Annotated in this window: 19 protein-coding genes; 17 read left to right on the top strand and 2 right to left on the bottom strand. The window is 70.3% G+C overall.

Annotated elements, in window-relative coordinates; genetic code table 11:
- Window positions 1-186 precede the first annotated feature (186 nt).
- On the top strand, window positions 187-759 hold the full coding sequence (locus tag HB370_RS09450; RefSeq protein WP_030781354.1) for a hypothetical protein: 573 nt from the start codon (window positions 187-189) through the stop codon (window positions 757-759).
- Between the two features lie 7 nt (window positions 760-766).
- Here HB370_RS09450 and HB370_RS09445 read toward each other — a convergent pair whose 3' ends face one another.
- Window positions 767-1,069, bottom strand: coding sequence for a ferredoxin (locus HB370_RS09445; RefSeq protein WP_030781352.1), 303 nt, complete (start codon window positions 1,067-1,069; stop codon window positions 767-769).
- 519 nt (window positions 1,070-1,588) lie between these two features.
- Here HB370_RS09445 and arc point away from each other — a divergent pair.
- The 6 genes from arc (at window position 1,589) to prcA (ending at window position 7,561) form a co-directional block, all read left to right on the top strand.
- On the top strand, window positions 1,589-3,355 hold the full coding sequence (gene arc / locus HB370_RS09435) for a proteasome ATPase (RefSeq protein WP_030781349.1): 1,767 nt from the start codon (window positions 1,589-1,591) through the stop codon (window positions 3,353-3,355).
- A 231-nt stretch (window positions 3,356-3,586) separates the two neighbouring features.
- On the top strand, window positions 3,587-5,098 hold the full coding sequence (gene dop / locus HB370_RS09430; protein WP_342450966.1) for a depupylase/deamidase Dop: 1,512 nt from the start codon (window positions 3,587-3,589) through the stop codon (window positions 5,096-5,098).
- 170 nt (window positions 5,099-5,268) lie between these two features.
- Complete coding sequence (locus HB370_RS09425; RefSeq protein ID WP_020939002.1) at window positions 5,269-5,487, top strand: ubiquitin-like protein Pup; 219 nt, start codon at window positions 5,269-5,271, stop codon at window positions 5,485-5,487.
- Window positions 5,488-5,536: 49 nt separating this feature from the next.
- On the top strand, window positions 5,537-5,950 hold the full coding sequence (locus HB370_RS42455; RefSeq protein ID WP_037701421.1) for an endonuclease domain-containing protein: 414 nt from the start codon (window positions 5,537-5,539) through the stop codon (window positions 5,948-5,950).
- Window positions 5,902-6,747 (top strand): proteasome subunit beta, encoded by an 846-nt coding sequence (gene prcB / locus HB370_RS09415; protein ID WP_030781331.1) that lies wholly within the window; start codon window positions 5,902-5,904, stop codon window positions 6,745-6,747. Before HB370_RS42455 ends, prcB begins: the two co-directional genes overlap by 49 nt.
- A 61-nt stretch (window positions 6,748-6,808) precedes the next feature.
- On the top strand, window positions 6,809-7,561 hold the full coding sequence (gene prcA / locus HB370_RS09410; RefSeq protein WP_030781329.1) for a proteasome subunit alpha: 753 nt from the start codon (window positions 6,809-6,811) through the stop codon (window positions 7,559-7,561).
- A gap of 59 nt (window positions 7,562-7,620) precedes the next feature.
- Here prcA and HB370_RS09405 read toward each other — a convergent pair whose 3' ends face one another.
- Window positions 7,621-8,637 (bottom strand): LacI family DNA-binding transcriptional regulator, encoded by a 1,017-nt coding sequence (locus HB370_RS09405; protein ID WP_030781326.1) that lies wholly within the window; start codon window positions 8,635-8,637, stop codon window positions 7,621-7,623.
- 87 nt (window positions 8,638-8,724) lie between these two features.
- Here HB370_RS09405 and HB370_RS09400 point away from each other — a divergent pair, with 87 nt between their 5' ends.
- The 10 genes from HB370_RS09400 to tatC all read left to right on the top strand — a co-directional run bounded on the left by HB370_RS09400 (window position 8,725) and on the right by tatC (window position 17,331).
- Window positions 8,725-9,984 carry an MFS transporter gene (locus HB370_RS09400; protein ID WP_030781323.1) on the top strand — a complete coding sequence of 420 codons (1,260 nt, stop codon included), beginning with the start codon at window positions 8,725-8,727 and terminating at the stop codon, window positions 9,982-9,984.
- 9 nt (window positions 9,985-9,993) lie between these two features.
- Window positions 9,994-11,355, top strand: a complete 1,362-nt coding sequence (gene pafA / locus HB370_RS09395; protein WP_030781321.1) for a Pup--protein ligase — start codon at window positions 9,994-9,996, stop codon at window positions 11,353-11,355.
- A 141-nt stretch (window positions 11,356-11,496) separates the two neighbouring features.
- Entirely contained in the window at window positions 11,497-12,501 is a 1,005-nt protein-coding gene (locus HB370_RS09390; protein WP_030781318.1) for an FKBP-type peptidyl-prolyl cis-trans isomerase, read from the top strand.
- 83 nt (window positions 12,502-12,584) lie between these two features.
- On the top strand, window positions 12,585-12,956 hold the full coding sequence (locus HB370_RS09385; RefSeq protein WP_030781315.1) for an FKBP-type peptidyl-prolyl cis-trans isomerase: 372 nt from the start codon (window positions 12,585-12,587) through the stop codon (window positions 12,954-12,956).
- A gap of 144 nt (window positions 12,957-13,100) precedes the next feature.
- A complete protein-coding gene (locus HB370_RS09380) occupies window positions 13,101-14,054 on the top strand; it encodes a WYL domain-containing protein (RefSeq protein ID WP_030781311.1) in 954 nt (317 codons plus the stop codon).
- A gap of 14 nt (window positions 14,055-14,068) precedes the next feature.
- Window positions 14,069-15,073 carry a WYL domain-containing protein gene (locus tag HB370_RS09375; protein WP_030781307.1) on the top strand — a complete coding sequence of 335 codons (1,005 nt, stop codon included), beginning with the start codon at window positions 14,069-14,071 and terminating at the stop codon, window positions 15,071-15,073.
- Window positions 15,074-15,239: 166 nt separating this feature from the next.
- Complete coding sequence (locus tag HB370_RS09370) at window positions 15,240-15,500, top strand: hypothetical protein (protein WP_037701418.1); 261 nt, start codon at window positions 15,240-15,242, stop codon at window positions 15,498-15,500.
- 97 nt (window positions 15,501-15,597) lie between these two features.
- The gene (locus tag HB370_RS09365; RefSeq protein WP_030781300.1) at window positions 15,598-15,792 is read left to right on the top strand and encodes a hypothetical protein; all 195 of its coding nucleotides are present in this window, start codon (window positions 15,598-15,600) and stop codon (window positions 15,790-15,792) included.
- 259 nt (window positions 15,793-16,051) lie between these two features.
- A complete protein-coding gene (gene tatA, locus HB370_RS09360; RefSeq protein ID WP_030781297.1) occupies window positions 16,052-16,333 on the top strand; it encodes a Sec-independent protein translocase subunit TatA in 282 nt (93 codons plus the stop codon).
- A gap of 47 nt (window positions 16,334-16,380) precedes the next feature.
- Complete coding sequence (gene tatC / locus HB370_RS09355; RefSeq protein ID WP_030781295.1) at window positions 16,381-17,331, top strand: twin-arginine translocase subunit TatC; 951 nt, start codon at window positions 16,381-16,383, stop codon at window positions 17,329-17,331.
- The last annotated feature ends 173 nt before the right edge of the window (window positions 17,332-17,504 follow it).

Genomic DNA, 17,504 nt, shown 5'->3' with positions numbered 1-17,504 from the left:
CACCGCAACACGAGGGCGCCGTGCCCGAGTTCCCCGTCCACCACGGGAACCCGGGCACGGCGCCCGTCCGTTGACCCGGCACCGGCCGGGGACTGCCGCGCGCGGACCCCGCCGTTCCCCCGCTCTGTGACGTGTGGCACGATGCAGGCCATCCCACCGGCACCGCCCTCGCAGGAGACACTCCTCGTGCAGCAATCCGCCGTCCCGGAACTCGCGCACACCCGGACCCGGCCCATCCACTGGGTCGCCACCGCCGCGGCCCTCGCGGGTGTCGTGGCCCTCTCCTCGGTCGTCCGGCCCGAACCGGCCACGGCCGTCCAGCCCGCCCCCGGTTCCCACGGCAGACCCGCCGCCGCGCCGCCGAGCACCACCGGCGTCGACTTCCCCCTGGACTGCGGGCCGGTGAAAGCCGTGGTCGCCAAGAAGGCCACCGGCGACCTGGACGGCGACGACCGGCCGGAAACCGTCGCCGTGGTCCACTGCGACGCCCCCATGGGCACCCCGCCCGACGGGGTCTACGTCCTCACCCGCGGCGCCGACGGCCACACCGCGCGCGTGGTGGCCACCCTCGTCCAGCCCGGGGAACGGCTCACCGTCACGGAATTCCGCATACACGAGCGCGCCGTTTCCGCCACCCTGCTCGGCTACTCCTCGGACGCCGTGCCCAGTTGCTGCCCCGACACGCGGACCCCGGCCACCTGGCGGTGGAACGGGAACGCCTTCCTCCGCTCCACCCCCGCCGGGGCACACAGCGTCTGAACCGGACTCATTCCGCCTCGGGCCCGTACACCTCGACCTTGTCCGAAACCCGGCGGACGTGGATGCACTCGCCGGGACACTCCTTCGCCGAGTCCACCACGTCCGTCAGCAGCGGCAGCGGCACCGGCACGGTCGCCCCCGGGGCCTGGAGCAGTTCGTCGTCCGCGCCCTTCACATAGGCGAGCCCGTCGATGTCCAGCTCGAACACCTCCGGGGCGTACTGGGCACAGATCCCGTCGCCGGTACACAGGTCCTGGTCGATCCAGACCTCCAGCGCCTCGCCGCCCGGGGCCTCCTGCTGCACGGTCATCTCTCCTGCCTTCGGTTCGCCGGAGGTCCCGGCGCCCCGAGGGCCGGCCGGGTCCGCACCAGCGGTCGTTGAACACCCCCGACCCTACCTCCGGCCGCTTCTCGGCCACGGGGCGCCGTCCGGGGTTTCCGGCCCGGCCCGCCCGGGTAACAGCGCCGGACCGGGAGAGGGAAGCACCGGCGGCCGGACCGATCGTCCCCAGCCGCCACGGAAGTCACACCGTCCGTCTGAACCGTCGCTCTACGTGATGATCGTACGAGCGCACCGTGTGCTGCCCGGATCCCGGCCGAACGGTCCCCGTACGGACAACTCCGGCCAGTCACGAAGGGTTTCGACCACAGGATGCATGGAACAAGCTGCTTTCCCCTCACGTTGAGTGGGTATCCCCTCCGTGCGAGGGAGTGTGCAGCGGGTGACCGACGACACACCTTGACAGTCTTTGTGATCTAGGGGTTTCAATCGACACCCACCCAGGTAGGGTCTGGAAGCGTCCAGCTCCCCTTGGAGGAGGTGAGGACCGTGGCAGCCCACGACGACGACATGAACCGCGGCATCCGCCCGGGACGCGGGTCCGACGACCCGGCCGGGCAGATCGCCTACCTTGAGCAGGAGATCGCCGTCCTGCGCCGCAAGCTCGCCGACTCTCCGCGTCACACGAGGATTCTCGAAGAGCGGATCGTCGAGCTGCAGACCAACCTGGCCGGCGTGTCCGCCCAGAACGAGCGGCTGGCCAACACCCTGCGCGAGGCCCGCGACCAGATCGTGGCCCTCAAGGAGGAGGTCGACCGGCTCGCCCAGCCGCCGGCCGGCTTCGGTGTCTTCCTGCAAGCCAACGAGGACGGCACCGCCGACATCTTCACCGGCGGCCGCAAACTCCGGGTGAACGTCAGCCCCAGCGTCGAACTCGACGAGCTGAGGCGCGGCCAGGAGGTCATGCTCAACGAAGCGCTCAACGTGGTCGAGGCCATGGAGTTCGAGCGCGTCGGCGACATCGTCACCCTCAAGGAGATCCTCGAGGACGGCGAGCGCGCCCTCGTACTCGGGCACACCGACGAGGAGCGGGTGGTCCGGCTCGCCGAGCCCCTGCTCGGCACCACCATCCGCGCCGGTGACGCCCTCCTGCTCGAACCCCGCTCCGGCTACGTCTACGAGGTCGTGCCCAAGAGCGAGGTCGAGGAACTGGTCCTCGAAGAGGTCCCCGACATCGGCTACGACCAGATCGGCGGCCTCGGCAACCAGATCGAGGCCATCCGCGACGCGGTCGAGCTGCCGTACCTCTACCCCGACCTGTTCAAGGAGCACGAGCTGCGCCCGCCCAAGGGCGTCCTGCTCTACGGCCCGCCCGGCTGCGGCAAGACCCTGATCGCCAAGGCCGTCGCGAACTCGCTCGCCAAGAAGGTCGCCGAGGTCACCGGCCAGGCCGCCGGCAAGAGCTTCTTCCTGAACATCAAGGGCCCCGAGCTGCTCAACAAGTACGTCGGCGAGACCGAGCGGCAGATCCGCCTGGTCTTCCAGCGGGCCCGCGAGAAGGCCAGCGAGGGCACCCCCGTCATCGTCTTCTTCGACGAGATGGAATCCCTCTTCCGCACCCGCGGCTCCGGTGTCAGCTCGGACGTGGAGAACACCATCGTCCCCCAGCTGCTCGCCGAGATCGACGGTGTCGAGGGCCTGCAGAACGTGGTCGTCATCGGCGCCTCCAACCGCGAGGACATGATCGACCCCGCCATCCTGCGCCCCGGCCGGCTCGACGTGAAGATCAAGATCGAGCGTCCCGACGCCGAGGCCGCGAAGGACATCTTCGGCAAGTACCTCACCGAGCGCCTCCCGCTGCACGCCGACGACCTCGCCGAACACGGCGGGGACAAGGCAGCCACGGTCCAGGGCATGATCCAGACCGCGGTCGAGCAGATGTACGCCGAATCCGAGGAGAACCGCTTCCTGGAAGTCACCTACGCCAACGGCGACAAGGAAGTCCTCTACTTCAAGGACTTCAACTCCGGCGCCATGATCGAGAACATCGTGGGCCGCGCCAAGAAGATGGCGATCAAGGACTTCCTGGAAAAGAGCCAGAAGGGCCTCCGCGTCTCCCACCTCCTCCAGGCCTGCGTGGACGAGTTCAAGGAGAACGAGGACCTGCCCAACACCACCAACCCGGACGACTGGGCCCGCATCTCCGGAAAGAAGGGCGAACGGATCGTGTACATCCGTACCCTCATCACCGGAAAGCAGGGCGCGGACACCGGACGCTCCATCGACACGGTGGCGAACACCGGTCAGTACCTGTAACGGCAGGGCGGCTGCGGGTGCCCTCGACGGGTACCCGCAGCCGCCTGTTTTTCCGGCCACGACCGGAGCAGCCAATGACGCAAATGATCTCCCCACCAGCGCAAAGGCGTTCTAGGCTCGTTCCTGCCGCCGAGTCGCGCCGTGCGGGGACGGGCACCGCACACGCACCGGAGCGCCAGCGCACTTGAGCGGCGCCCACGACCGAGGGTGCCGCCGGGCAAGGAGGGCCGCATGACCGTACGGCGAGTAATGGGCATCGAGACGGAGTACGGGATCTCCGTCCCCGGCCACCCCAACGCCAATGCCATGCTCACCTCGTCCCAGATCGTCAACGCCTACGCGGCGGCGATGCACCGGGCCCGCCGGGCCCGCTGGGACTTCGAGGAGGAGAACCCGCTGCGGGACGCGCGAGGCTTCGACCTCGCCCGGGAGGCCGCCGACGCCAGCCAGCTCACCGACGAGGACATCGGCCTGGCCAATGTGATCCTCACCAACGGCGCGCGCCTGTACGTCGACCACGCACACCCCGAGTACAGCGCCCCCGAGGTCACCAACCCCCGCGACGCCGTCCTGTGGGACAAGGCCGGCGAGCGGATCATGGCCGAGGCCGCCGAGCGGGCGGCGCAGCTTCCCGGAGCCCAGCCGATCCACCTCTACAAGAACAACACCGACAACAAGGGCGCCTCCTACGGCACGCACGAGAACTACCTGATGAAGCGGGAGACCCCCTTCTCGGACATCGTGCGCCACCTCACGCCCTTCTTCGTCTCCCGCCAGGTCTTCGCCGGCGCCGGCCGCGTCGGCATCGGCCAGGACGGCCACGAGCACGGCTTCCAGCTCAGCCAGCGCGCGGACTACTTCGAGGTCGAGGTCGGCCTGGAGACCACGCTCAAGCGCCCCATCATCAACACCCGCGACGAGCCGCACGCGGACGCCGAGAAGTACCGCCGGCTCCACGTGATCATCGGCGACGCGAACCTGTCCGAGATCTCGACCTACCTCAAGCTGGGCACCACCGCGCTGGTCCTGTCCATGATCGAGGACGGTTTCATCGCCGTGGACCTCGCCGTGGACCAGCCCGTGCGCACCCTGCACCAGGTCTCGCACGACCCGTCGCTCAAGCGCCTGGTCACCCTGCGCAGCGGGCGCACCCTCACCGCGGTCCAGTTGCAGATGGAGTACTTCGAACTGGCCCGCAAGTACGTCGAGGAGCGCTACGGCGCCGACGCCGACGACCAGACCAAGGACGTCCTCAGCCGCTGGGAGGACACCCTGACCCGGCTGGAGAACGACCCCATGAGCCTGGCAGGCGAGCTGGACTGGGTCGCCAAGCGCGAGCTGATGGAGGGCTACCGCCGCCGCGACGACCTCGACTGGGACGCCGCCCGGCTGCACCTGGTCGACCTCCAGTACGCCGACGTACGCCCCGAGAAGGGCCTCTACAACCGTCTGGTGGCCCGCGGACGCATCAAGCGCCTCCTGGACGAGTCCGAGGTCGACAGGGCCCGTACGAAGCCGCCGGAGGACACCCGGGCGTACTTCCGCGGGCGCTGCCTGGAGCAGTACGCCGACGACGTCGCGGCCGCCTCCTGGGACTCGGTCATCTTCGACCTCCCGGGCCGCGACTCCCTGCAGCGCGTCCCAACCCTGGAACCGCTACGCGGAACGCGAAATCACGTCAAGGAACTCCTGGACCGCTGCCGGACGGCGGAAGACCTGGTCAGGGTCTTGTCCGGCAGTTGAGCACGGCAGCGGACACTCGTACCGCCCCGGGCGGGCGGGGTGGAAACCCCACCGCCCGGGAATCATCGAGGTGGGCCCCGCACGTTGTGGAAACTGCGGGGCCGATGTCGGACCCGGCCTATAGGGTCTGATCATCACCGATCGGCAGGCGAACTGAGCGGGGTGAGGTTATGGCGACCAAGGACACCGGCGGCGGCCAGCAGAAGGCCACCCGGTCCACCGAGGAGGTCGAGGAGCAGGCGCAGGACGCGCAGGCTTCGGAGGACCTGAAGGAACGGCACGAGAAGCTGTCGGACGACGTGGACTCGGTACTGGACGAGATCGACGACGTGCTCGAGGAGAACGCCGAGGATTTCGTGCGCTCCTTCGTGCAAAAGGGTGGAGAGTAAAGCCTGGGCGGTCACCCTGCCTTAGAAATGAAGGTCGCGGGGGAGTCTGGTGGCTGAGGAGCCGAACGCGAGGGAATGCAGGAAGTGCGGGCGTGAACTGCCCCTCACCTCCTTCGCCCGGGACAGGAACAGGCGTGACGGCCTCCAGGTGCGCTGCCGGGAGTGCGGGGCGCGGTACAACAGCGCCGCGCACTACCGGCGTCGCCGGGAGGCGCTGGGCAAGCGGGTTCCGATCGCCTCTCAAGGGGGCGTCTGTTGTGTATGCCTCAGCGCCGTGCCCGCACATGTGGATCACTGCCATGAGACGGGTAGGGTCCGTGGCGTACTGTGCTCCAGCTGCAATGCCGCACTGGGGCAGTTCAAGGATCAGCCCGATGTCATGAGGCGGGCTGCTGCTTATGTGGAAGGAAACGCGTGGAAGCCAACACTCGTAGCACCGGGCGTCTACCAGCTGCCTTCCTGACGCCAGGATCCTCCTCGTTCATGGACTTCCTCGCCGAGCACCAGCCCGAGCTGCTGCCCGGCAACCGCCAGCTGCCGCCCACCCAGGGCGTGATCGAGGCGCCGCACGGAACGACCATCGTGGCCGTGACGTTCCCCGGCGGGGTCGTCCTCGCCGGCGACCGCCGGGCCACGATGGGCAACGTGATCGCCCAGCGGGACATCGAGAAGGTGTTCCCGGCCGACGAGTACTCGGCGGTCGGTATCGCCGGCACCGCCGGCCTGGCCGTGGAGATGGTCAAGCTCTTCCAGCTGGAGCTGGAGCACTTCGAGAAGGTCGAGGGCGCCCAGCTGTCGCTGGAGGGCAAGGCGAACCGGCTGTCGACCATGATCCGTTCCAACCTCGGCATGGCCATGCAGGGCCTGGCCGTGGTCCCCCTGTTCGCGGGGTACGACCTGGACCGCGAGAAGGGGCGCATCTTCTCCTACGACGTCACGGGCGGCCGCTCCGAGGAGCACAACTTCGCGGCGACGGGCTCGGGCTCGATCTTCGCGCGCGGTGCGATGAAGAAGCTGTTCCGGGACGACCTGACCGAGGAGCAGGCCACCACACTGGTGGTGCAGGCCCTGTACGACGCGGCTGACGACGACTCGGCGACCGGTGGTCCCGATGTCGCCCGCCGGATCTACCCGATCATCACCGTGATCACCGAGGACGGCTTCCGCCGGCTCACCGAGCAGGAGGCGTCGGAACTGTCCCGCGCGGTGCTCCAGAAGCGCCTGGAGGAGCCCGACGGCCCCAAGGCCGCCCTGCTCTGAGCGCGGGCCCGGTTCTTATCAAGGTGATCCAGTGACCATGACAGAAAGGGACGGATAACCGGTGTCGACGCCGTTCTATGTCTCACCTCAGCAGGCCATGGCCGACCGGGCGGAGTACGCCCGCAAGGGCATCGCCCGTGGCCGCAGCCTGGTCGTGCTGCAGTACGCCGACGGCATCGTGTTCGTCGGGGAGAACCCGTCCCGCGCGCTGCACAAGTTCAGCGAGATCTACGACCGGATCGGCTTCGCCGCGGCCGGGAAGTACAACGAGTACGAGAACCTGCGCATCGGCGGCGTCCGCTATGCCGACCTGCGCGGTTACACCTACGACCGCGACGATGTCACCGCGCGCGGTCTGGCCAACGTCTACGCGCAGACGCTGGGCACGATCTTCTCCTCGGCGGCCGAGAAGCCCTACGAGGTGGAGCTGGTGGTGGCCGAGGTCGGGGAGACCCCGGAGGGCGACCAGATCTACCGGCTGCCGCACGACGGCTCCATCGTGGACGAGCACGGCTCGGTCGCGGTGGGCGGCAACGCGGAGCAGATCAGCAGCTTCCTGGACCAGCGCCACCGTGACGGCATGAGCCTGGCGGAGGCGCTGAAGCTGGCGGTGCAGGCGCTGTCCCGGGACACCAACGGCAGTGAGCGGGAGATCCCCGCCGAGCGGCTGGAGGTGGCGGTGCTGGACCGCACGCGCCCGCAGAAGCGGAAGTTCAAGCGGATCGTCGGCCGGCAGCTGGACCGGCTGCTGGCGGCGGACGGCGCGAGCACGGAGGCGGAGAGCTCCGCGGAGGACGGTTCCGAGGAGCAGTGAGCCGCCCGCGGCGCACAGCGGGACGCCCCGGCCGTCACCGGCCGGGGCGTCCCGCGTTTCTAGGGCGTGGGTGGCGGGGCCGTGGAGCCCCGGACGACGAGCTGGACGGGGATGTCCCCGCTGGTCGGGCTGTGGCCCTCCAGGACGGCCAGCAGGGCCCGCATGCCGTGTTCGCCGAACAGCTCGGCGTCCAGTCGTACCGTCGTCAGCTCGGGGTCGATGGCGGTGGCCAGGGCCAGGTCGTCGAGGCCGGTGACGGAGATGTCGTCGGGGATGCGCAGGCCGAGGCGGCGCAGGGCCTTGTAGGCGCCGGCGGCGAGTTTGTCGTCGTCGCAGACGATGGCGGTGGGCCGGGGGCCGGGTGCGCCGAGGGCGGCCTCGGTGGCGGTGAGCGCGCCGTCGATGGAGATCGGGGCGCGGGCGGTGCGGACCTCGGTGCCGGGGACGGCGGCCATGCGGGCGGCCAGCTCCCGCGCACGGATCTCGAAGGTCCAGGAGGGGACGTCGGCGGCGAGGTGGAGCACCCGGCGGTGGCCGAGGCCGAGGAGGTGTTCGGCGACCTGGCGGACGCCGTCGGCGATGTCGAGGTTGACGGTGGCGGCGCCGAGGCTGCCGGCGGGGTCGCTGTCCAGCATGACGAGGGGGAGCTGGTCGCCGCGGATGTCGGTGAGGGCGTCGGCGGCCATGGAGGAGGCGATGACGCCGTCCAGGGCGGCCTGTGCGGAGGCGAAGGGGTCGCGGGCGGGGCCGATGCCTTCGGGGGAGGGGTAGAGGACCACGCCGAAGCCGTGCTCGGCGGCGACCCGGGCGGCGCCGGTGTAGACGCCGGCGAAGAATTCGGTGGTCAGGGCGGGGACGACGAGCAGGACCGTGCGGGTGCGGCCGAGGCGGAGGTTGCGGGCGGCGAGGTTGGGCCGGTAGCCCAGGTCGCGGGCGGCCTGGCGGACGCGTTCGGCGGTGGGTTCGGAGACCCGGCCGCGCCATTTGTCGCCCAGCACGAGGGAGACGGCCGCCTGGGAGACCCCGGCCGCGTGGGCGACGTCCCGGCTGGTCGGGCGCGTGCTGCTGCGTGCCACGGTGGACGTGCTCCTTCGTGTGGACGTGTGAACAGCGCACATGGTACGTATGGTGAGGGAAGTTATACGTAACACTTGGAGGCGGGCATGGCCACGGGGTACCTGGAGATCCTGCGGGCGAGACATGCGCTCCGGCTGCTCGCCGGGACGTTGGTGGGCCGGCTGCCGAACGCGACCGCGGCCATCGCGCTGGTCCTCTTCGTCCGCGCCGACGGCGGCACCTACAGCCTGGCCGGCGCCCTCGCGGCCGTGTACGGGGTGGCGAACGCCGTCGGGCAGCCGGTGCTGGGCCGGCTCGTGGACCTCTACGGCCAGCCGCGCGTCCAGCTGCCCGCGGCCGTCCTGGCGGCCCTGGCCATGACGGTCTTCGCCTTCCGCGGCACCGACCCGCTGCCGGCGGCCTACGCGGCCGTCGCGCTGTCCGGTCTGTTCGCCCCGCCGCTGGAGGGCGGCCTGCGCGCCCTGTGGCCGTCCGTGCTGCGCCGCGAGGAGCAGGTGCACACGGCGTACGCCATGGACGCGATCGCGCAGGAGGTCATGTTCACCGTCGGCCCGCTGCTGGTGACCGTGTGCGTCTCGGTGTGGGACGAGCGGGCGGCCCTGCTCGTGCTGAACCTGCTGGGTGTGCTCGGCGCCCTGTCCGTGGTCGTCTCGCCGCCCTCGCGGGCCTGGCGCTCGGCCCCGCGCGAGGCGCACTGGCTGGGCGCGCTGCGCTCGCCCGGTCTGCTGGCGCTGCTCGCCGCATTCCTGTTCATCGGTATCGCGCTGGGCTCCATCACGGTCGCGGCGGTGTCGTACGCCGACGGCCACGGCGGCGACGCGGTCTACGGCTGGCTGATGGCCGGGCTGGGCCTGGGCGCGCTGGCCGGCGGTTCCGTCTACGGCGCCCGGCAGTGGGCGGGCTCGCCCGAGCGGCGGCTGAGGGTCCTGGTGGCCCTGCTGGCGGTGTGTTACCTGCCGCTCACGCTGACGCCGGGCACGGTCTGGATGGTGCTGCTCAGCGTGGTCTCCGGTGTCTTCCTGGCGCCGTGCATAGCCTGCGCGTTCATCATCGTGGACCGGCACGCGCCGAGGGGCACGGTCACCGAGGCGTTCTCCTGGCTCGTGACGACGTTCACCGTGGGCGCGTCGGTGGGAACGGGCCTGGCGGGGCCGGTGGTACAGGCCGGTGGCACGGTGTGGGGCTTCGGCCTGCCGAGCGTGGCCGGGGCGGTGTCGTTGCTGGTCCTGCTCGCCACCGGAGGGGTCCTGGCGGCTCCCGTGCGGGGCGGTGTCGTCGCGGCTTCCTCGGAAAATGATCCAAATCGTGCCCTCGAACCCCGTTTCAGCTCGGGGGATCGGGCGTAATGTTCCCTCATGGACCGCCGCATTTTCGGGCTGGAGAACGAGTACGGCGTCACGTGCACGTTCAGGGGACAGCGGCGCCTGTCTCCTGACGAGGTGGCGCGGTACCTCTTCCGCCGTGTCGTGTCATGGGGCCGCAGCAGCAATGTCTTTCTGCGAAACGGCGCCCGGCTCTATCTCGACGTGGGCTCACATCCGGAATACGCGACCCCCGAATGTGACAACGTGACCGAACTGGTCACCCACGACAAGGCCGGCGAGCGCATTCTCGAAGGACTCCTGGTGGACGCGGAACGACGCCTGCACGAGGAGGGAATCGCGGGCGACGTCTACCTCTTCAAGAACAACACCGACTCGGCGGGCAACTCCTACGGCTGCCACGAGAACTACCTGGTGGCCCGGCACGGGGAGTTCTCCCGGCTCGCGGACATTCTCATCCCCTTCCTCGTCACCCGGCAGCTGCTGTGCGGCGCCGGCAAGGTACTGCAGACCCCGCGCGGGGCCGTCTACTGCGTCAGCCAGCGCGCGGAGCACATCTGGGAGGGCGTCTCCTCGGCGACGACCCGCTCCCGGCCCATCATCAACACCCGCGACGAACCGCACGCGGACGCCGAGCGCTACCGCCGGCTGCACGTCATCGTCGGCGACTCGAACATGTCCGAGACGACGATGCTGCTGAAGGTCGGCGCCACCGACCTGGTGCTGCGCATGATCGAGGCGGGCACGGTGATGCGCGACCTCACCCTGGAGAACCCGATCCGGGCGATCCGCGAGGTCAGCCATGACATCACCGGCCGGCGCAAGGTGCGCCTGGCCAGCGGCCGGGAGGCATCCGCGCTGGAGGTGCAGCGCGAGTACTTCGACAAGGCGCTGGACTTCTGCGACCGCCGGGGCATCCGCACCGGCACCGTCGCGCAGGTCCTGGAGCTGTGGGGCCGCACGCTGGAGGCCATCGAGACCGAGGAGCTGGACCGCGTCGAGACCGAGATCGACTGGGTCATGAAGTACAAGCTCATCGAGCGGTACCGGGCCAAGCACAACATGACGATGTCGCATCCGCGAGTCGCCCAGATAGACCTCGCCTACCACGACATCCACCGCCGTCGCGGCCTGTACTACCTGCTGGAGAAGAAGGGCCAGGCCGCCCGGATCTGCAACGACTTGAAGATCTTCGAGGGCAAGTCGGTTCCCCCGCAGACCACTCGGGCCCGGCTGCGCGGCGATTTCATCCGGCGGGCGCAGGAGCAGCGCCGGGATTTCACGGTCGACTGGGTGCACCTGAAGCTCAACGACCAGGCGCAGCGCACCGTTCTGTGCAAGGACCCGTTCCGCGCGGTGGACGACCGGGTGGAGAAACTGATCGCGGGTATGTAGCGGCGACCGGGCGGACCGTCCGCCCGGCCGCGATATGCGGGAACGCCACACGGGCGCCGTACGTTTCCGTACGGCGCCCGTCTCGCGTCGTAGAGTTGCGCGCACGCCATCCGCCGGACCGATCGATTACGAGGCTCTTCCGTGCGCCGACGCTCGCTTCTCCTCGCCGCCGTACCCGCAGGACTGGTCACCCTCGCCGGATGCGGTGCCGACTCCCTCGACCCCAACAGTCCCGAGGCATCGCCGTCGCCGTCGGCGTCCGCCACGCCCCCGCCCAAGATCGTGGACGGGCCGCTGCCGGCGATCACGGAGGGCAGGAAGTTCGGCGAGAAGCCGACGGTCGCGAAGGGGCCGGGCACCCCGTCGAAGAACCTCGCGGTCCGGACGGTGATCGCGGGCGGCGGGCGGACGGTCGCGGAGAACGAGTTCATCCGGGCGGACTACCTCGGCCAGATCTGGGACACCGGCAAGGTCTTCGACAACTCCTACGACCGCAAGCGCCCGCTGGTCATGCAGCTCGCCCAGGGCAGCATCATCGACGGCTGGCGGTACGCCCTGCAGGGCAAGAAGACCGGCAGCCGGGTCCAGATCGCCGTCCCGCCCGCCTGGGGCTACGGTGCGAGCGGCAACCCGCAGGCGGGCATCAAGGGCACCGACACCCTGGTCTTCGTCATCGACCTGATCGAGTCCTTCAACTCCGGCAGCTCGGCCAAGGGCACCCCGGTCCCGCAGACCGACGCCGCCCTGCCCGAGGTGGGTACCGGCACCGACGGCAAGGCGCCGAAGGTCACCATTCCCGATGCGGCCCCGCCGAAGAAGCTCGTGGCGCGGTACGTCCTGGAGGGCGACGGCCCCGCGCTGAAGGCCGACCAGACGGTGCTGTGCCAGTTCCAGGGCCTGGTCTGGGACGGCGGCAAGACGTTCGAGCGGACGTACGGCTCGGGGCGGCTCAGCCAGTTCTCGCTGAAGCAGATGCAAGAGGTGGTCAAGGGCCTGGCCCAGGGCCTGACCGGCAAGAAGGTGGGCAGCAGGGTCCTGATCGTCGTTCCGCCGGAGCTGGCCTACGGTGACAAACCGCCGGGCGGCGGGGCCATCAAGAAGGGCTCCACCCTCGTGTTCACGGTGGACATCCTCGCGGCGATGTAGGACGGGGCCCGTGGCGGGCGGGCGATCGCCGGGGATGAAAGACTGTCCGGGATTCATGCCGTACACAAGCAGGAGCTTTTGACGTGAACATCGACAAGCCCGAGATCGACTTCCCCGAGGGCGCGCCCCCGGCCGACCTTGAGATCAAGGACATCTGGGAGGGCGACGGGCCGGTCGCGCAGGCGGGCCAGACGGTCACCGTCCACTACGTGGGCGTCGCCTTCAGCACCGGCGAGGAGTTCGACGCCAGCTGGAACCGCGGTACTCCGTTCAAGTTCCCGCTGGGCGCCGGCCGGGTCATCGCGGGCTGGGACCGTGGCGTGCAGGGCATGAAGGTCGGCGGCCGCCGCCGGCTGACCATCCCGGCCCACCTCGCCTACGGCGACCAGAGCCCGACCCCGGCGATCAAGCCCGGTGAGACCCTCATCTTCGTGGTGGACCTGCTCGCCGTCTGATCCACGCCAGGCCGTCCGGGCCTCACCGGACGCGGTCACCTGGGGCCCATGCCCGGCCGGGCATGGGCCCTCGGCTTTTGCCCACGCCCCGCGGAGCGGTACGGTCATCGGTCGGAAGCACCATAGGGAAGGCGAAGGGCGTCGATGGCCATTGCCAAGGCCGAGCGGCTGATGAACCTCGCGCTGTGTCTGCTCGGCGCACGCCGGCCGCTCAGCAAGCGCGAGCTGCGCGAGTCCATCGAGGCCTATCTGGAGGCGGGCTCCGACGACTCCTTCAACCGCATGTTCGAGCGGGACAAGGACGATCTGCGCGAGCTGGGCCTGGTCATCGAGACCGTCGAGAACCTGGACGGCGAGGTCGGCTATCTCGCCCGCCGCGACAGCAACCGCCTGCCCCCCATCACCCTGGACGCCGAGGAGGCCGCCGCCCTCGGTCTCGCCGCCAAGGTCTGGCAGCAGGCCCGGCTGGCCGGCGCGGCCAGCGGAGCCCTGCAGAAGCTGCGCGCCGCGGGCCTGCCCGAGGACGTCGACCCGTACGGCGCGCACAGCGCCCTGGAACCGCGCATCCCGGTGCACGAGGCCGCCTTCGAGCCGCTGATGCTGGCCTGCCGTGACCGCCGCCCGGTCCTCTTCGAGTACCGCAAGGCCACCGCCGCCCGCCCCGAGCCCCGGCACGTCGAGCCCTGGGCGCTGGAGTGCTGGCGCGGCCACTGGTACCTGGCCGGCTTCGACCGCGACCGGGGTGCCGAACGCGTCTTCCGGCTGTCCCGGATCACCGGCAAGGTCCGCTCCCGGGGTACGGGCTTCACCGCGCCGGTGCCGGATGTCGTCACCGTACGCGAGACCGTCGCGAGCTGGGCCGGCGAGATCGCCGACCGTTCGGCGCTGATCCGGCTGCGTTCCGGCGCCGGTTACCCCCTTCGGGCGAAGGCCGTCAAGGTCCGGGAACTGGGCGACGGCTGGGACGAGTTGGAGATTCCGTACGGGCACGGCCTGGACGCCTGGCTGGTGGAGTTCGGACCGGACGTGGTGGTCGTGGAACCGGCCGAGCTGCGGGCCGACGTGGTGGACCGGCTGCGCGCCGTGGCCGAGGGCTGAGGGGGAGCGGGACAGTGGCAGGCAAACCGGCCAGGACCGGCAACGCGATCGACCAGACCCGGCGGATGCTCTCCCTGGTGACGTATCTGCGCGAGCGCCCCGGCGCCCGGATCGCCGATGTCGCGCGCGCCTTCGGCATCAGCGAGGACGAGCTGGTCGCCGACCTCGATGTGCTGCCCATGTGCGGCACCAGCTTCCGCGGCGGCGATCTGCTGGACATCGACACCGACGGCGAGCGCATCTGGTGGCACAATCCGGCCGCGCTCGGCGAGGAGGCGGCCGAGCCGCTGCGGCTGGCCGCCGACGAGGCCACCGCCCTGCTGGTCGCGGCCCGCGCGGTGGCCACGCTGCCCGGTCTGCGGGAGAGCGACCGCCAGGCCCTGCTGCGGGCCACCGCCAAGGTGGAGACCGCGGCCGGTGAGGCGGCCGGCGCCAGCTCCCGGCTGTCGGTGACCTTCGAGTCCGAGGGCGGGGTGTTCGCCGACGTCGACCGGGCGATCTCCGAGCGCCGCCGGCTGTGGATCCGGTACTACTCACCGGCCCGGGACGAGGTCACCGAGCGCGAGATCGACCCCATCCGGCTGGTCAGCGTCGGCCACACCTATGTGGAGGCGTGGTGCCGCCGCTCCGAGGCCCGGCGGACCTTCCGGCTGGACCGGGTCGCCGAGATCAAGATCCTCGACGCGCCCTCGGCCCCGCCCGAGGTGGAGCTGCGCGACCTCTCCGAGGGCCTGGTGCAGCCGGCCGCCGAGGACCCGGAGGTCGTGGTCGAGGTCGGTCCCGGCGGTCGCTGGGTTGCCGAGTACTACCCGCACGACAGCGCCGACGAGCTTCCCGACGGCGGACTGCGCATCACCCTGCGCACCCCCGACCCGGCCTCCCTGCGCCGGCTGGCGCTGCGGCTCGGCCGCGACGGCCGGATCGTCTCACCGCCCGAGCTGGCCGAGAGCGCCCGCCGGGCGGCCCGCGAGGCCCTCGCGGCGTACGACGTTCCCGCCGGCGCGGTGCCGGTGCCGTAGGCGACCCGGGGCCGTACGGCCACAGCGACCGGGGCCGTACGGCCCTGACGTCGGACGACCGGGTGTGATCGGCTGCGACCAGAGGATTCGGCTGCGACCAGAGAACGACCAGAGGAAGAGGGAGCGAGGGCCTGTGAGCGAGTCTCCGGAATCCGGCGCGGGTGAGATGACGGTGGCGACCGCCTTCGCGGGGATGAGAAGAGTGGCCCCCGTGGTGTTCAAGGCCGGCTGCCCGGACTGCCGGGGCCGCTTCGAACTCGCCGCGAGCGCGCTGCGGCTCGCCATCGGCGCCAGCAGCCGGACCACGTTCTACTCCTTCACCTGCCCCGACTGCGGCGTCGCGGTCCGCAAGCCGGCCGGGGAGCGGATCGTGGAACTGCTCACCGGGGGCGGGGTCAGGACCCTGCGGCTGCACTCGACCGTGTAGCGGGCGGCCCGGCCGCTTGCCGTGCGTGACCGGCACCGTGCCGGTCACCGCACGGGCGGGTGCGGACCGGGGTGGCGGACCGTCTAGTCTCGACGTCATGTTCTGGCCGATGTTCGCCGTAGCCATGGGGTTCCTGGGTCTCGCCGTCCTGGGGGTGCTCGCCGTCCGGGTGTTCGTGGCGGCGCGACGCCTCGGGCAGCAGGTGACGGACTCGGCGCGCCGTATCAACCGAGCCGCCGAGGACCTGGAGCGGGCGACCGTGAGCGCGGCCCGCGCCGTCGACACGCTCTGAACCGTGCCCGACGGCGGCCGTGAGACCAGTGATACAAGCGATTTGGGTCGCTTCGCCCTGTCATGCTGCCCTGCCGGACAGGTACTCTGCTGGTCGCGGTGCGGAAAACGAGGCCCGCACCGCGGACCGGGAGTACGCACGGGGATTGCCTCACGTTTACCCCTGAGCGTTACGATCGCTGCCAGCACGACCATCGGACACATGTCCGACTGGTCGGACAGCACCCCACCCAGCCGCCTCGGTGAGAAGGTAAAGATTCATGTTCGGTGGAAAAATCGGAGCTCCCGAGATCATTCTGATCCTCGTCGTCATCATCCTGCTGTTCGGCGCGAAGAAGCTTCCGGACATGGCGCGCTCGCTCGGCAAGTCCGCCCGCATCCTCAAGAGCGAGGCCAAGGCGATGAAGGAAGAGGGCAAGACCTCCACCCAGGCGTCCGGTTCCACCGAGCAGTCCTCGGCCCAGCGCACGATCCAGGCGGCCCCCGGCGACGTGAGCAGCTCGCGGCCGGTCAACGAGCCGACGGATTCCGCCCAGCGCTGACACAAGGCCGGAAAGTCCCGGCCTGCCGCACGAGATGAGGACGTGGGTTGCTCAAGCCTGCCCGCAAGAAGGAGAAGGATCCCGAGGGGCGGATGCCTCTCGCGGATCACCTTCGTGAGCTCCGCAACCGGCTCGCGAAGGCGATGCTGGCCATCGTCATCGTGACGATCGTCGCGGCCTTCTACTACAACGACATCATCAACTTCCTGACGGAGCCGATCCTGGACTCCGTCGGTTGTCGGGAGACCTTCGCAGAGCTGGCCAAGTCCAGTGGCAAGACGCAGTGCGCGGAGATCACCATCAACGGTCTTCTCGCGCCGTTCACGCTGGCCCTCCAGGTCTCGCTGATGGCCGGCGTGGTGGCCGCCTCGCCGATCTGGCTCTTCCAGCTCTGGGCGTTCGTGGCGCCGGGTCTGCACCGGCACGAGAAGAAGTACGCCTACGCCTTCGTCTTCACCGGCGTCCCGCTGTTCCTCGGCGGTGCCTTCTTCGCGTACAAGCTGCTGCCGACCACGGCCAAGGTGCTGATCGACTTCACACCGAACGGCGAGATCAAGAACCTGCTGCCGCTCGACGACCTGCTCCAGCTGGTCACCCGGATGGTGATCGTCTTCGGTCTCTCCTTCGAGCTTCCGCTGCTGCTGATCATGCTCAACCTCACCGGGGTGCTGACGGGCAGGCGCATGCTCAGCTGGTGGCGGGCCATGATCCTCGGCATCACGGTCTTCGCGGCCGTGGCCACCCCGAGCACCGACCCGCTGTCCATGGTGGCCCTCGCCGGGCCGATCTGGGTGCTGTACTTCGCGGCGGTCGCGTTCTCGCTCCTCAACGACAAGCGCAAGCGGCTGCGCGAGGCCGCGGGTCCCGCCGACGACGAGGCCGCCGAGCTGGACCTCACGCCCGAGGACATCGGCGAGGCCGAGCCGGTCTCCGCCGCCCGCACCCTGCCCGAGCAGACGAGCACCGACCGGGTCAACGGCTACGACGACGCGACGTAACCGGCCGGCCCCCACCACCGAGGCACCGCACGCGATGCCCCCGTCCCCGGATCCGTCCCGGGGACGGGGGCATCCGTCTGTACCGGCATCCTCCCGCTGTACCGGCATCCTCCCGCGACCGGCCCGCCGCGCCACCGGTCGCCGGCTTCCGCCGCCCCCACCGCCCCGCCGCG

This window comes from Streptomyces sp. DSM 40868, assembly GCF_011820545.1.
Lineage (GTDB): Bacteria > Actinomycetota > Actinomycetes > Streptomycetales > Streptomycetaceae > Streptomyces > Streptomyces eurythermus.
Note: the sequence above shows the minus strand (reverse complement) of the source record. Positions and strands in the feature narration are given on the sequence as shown.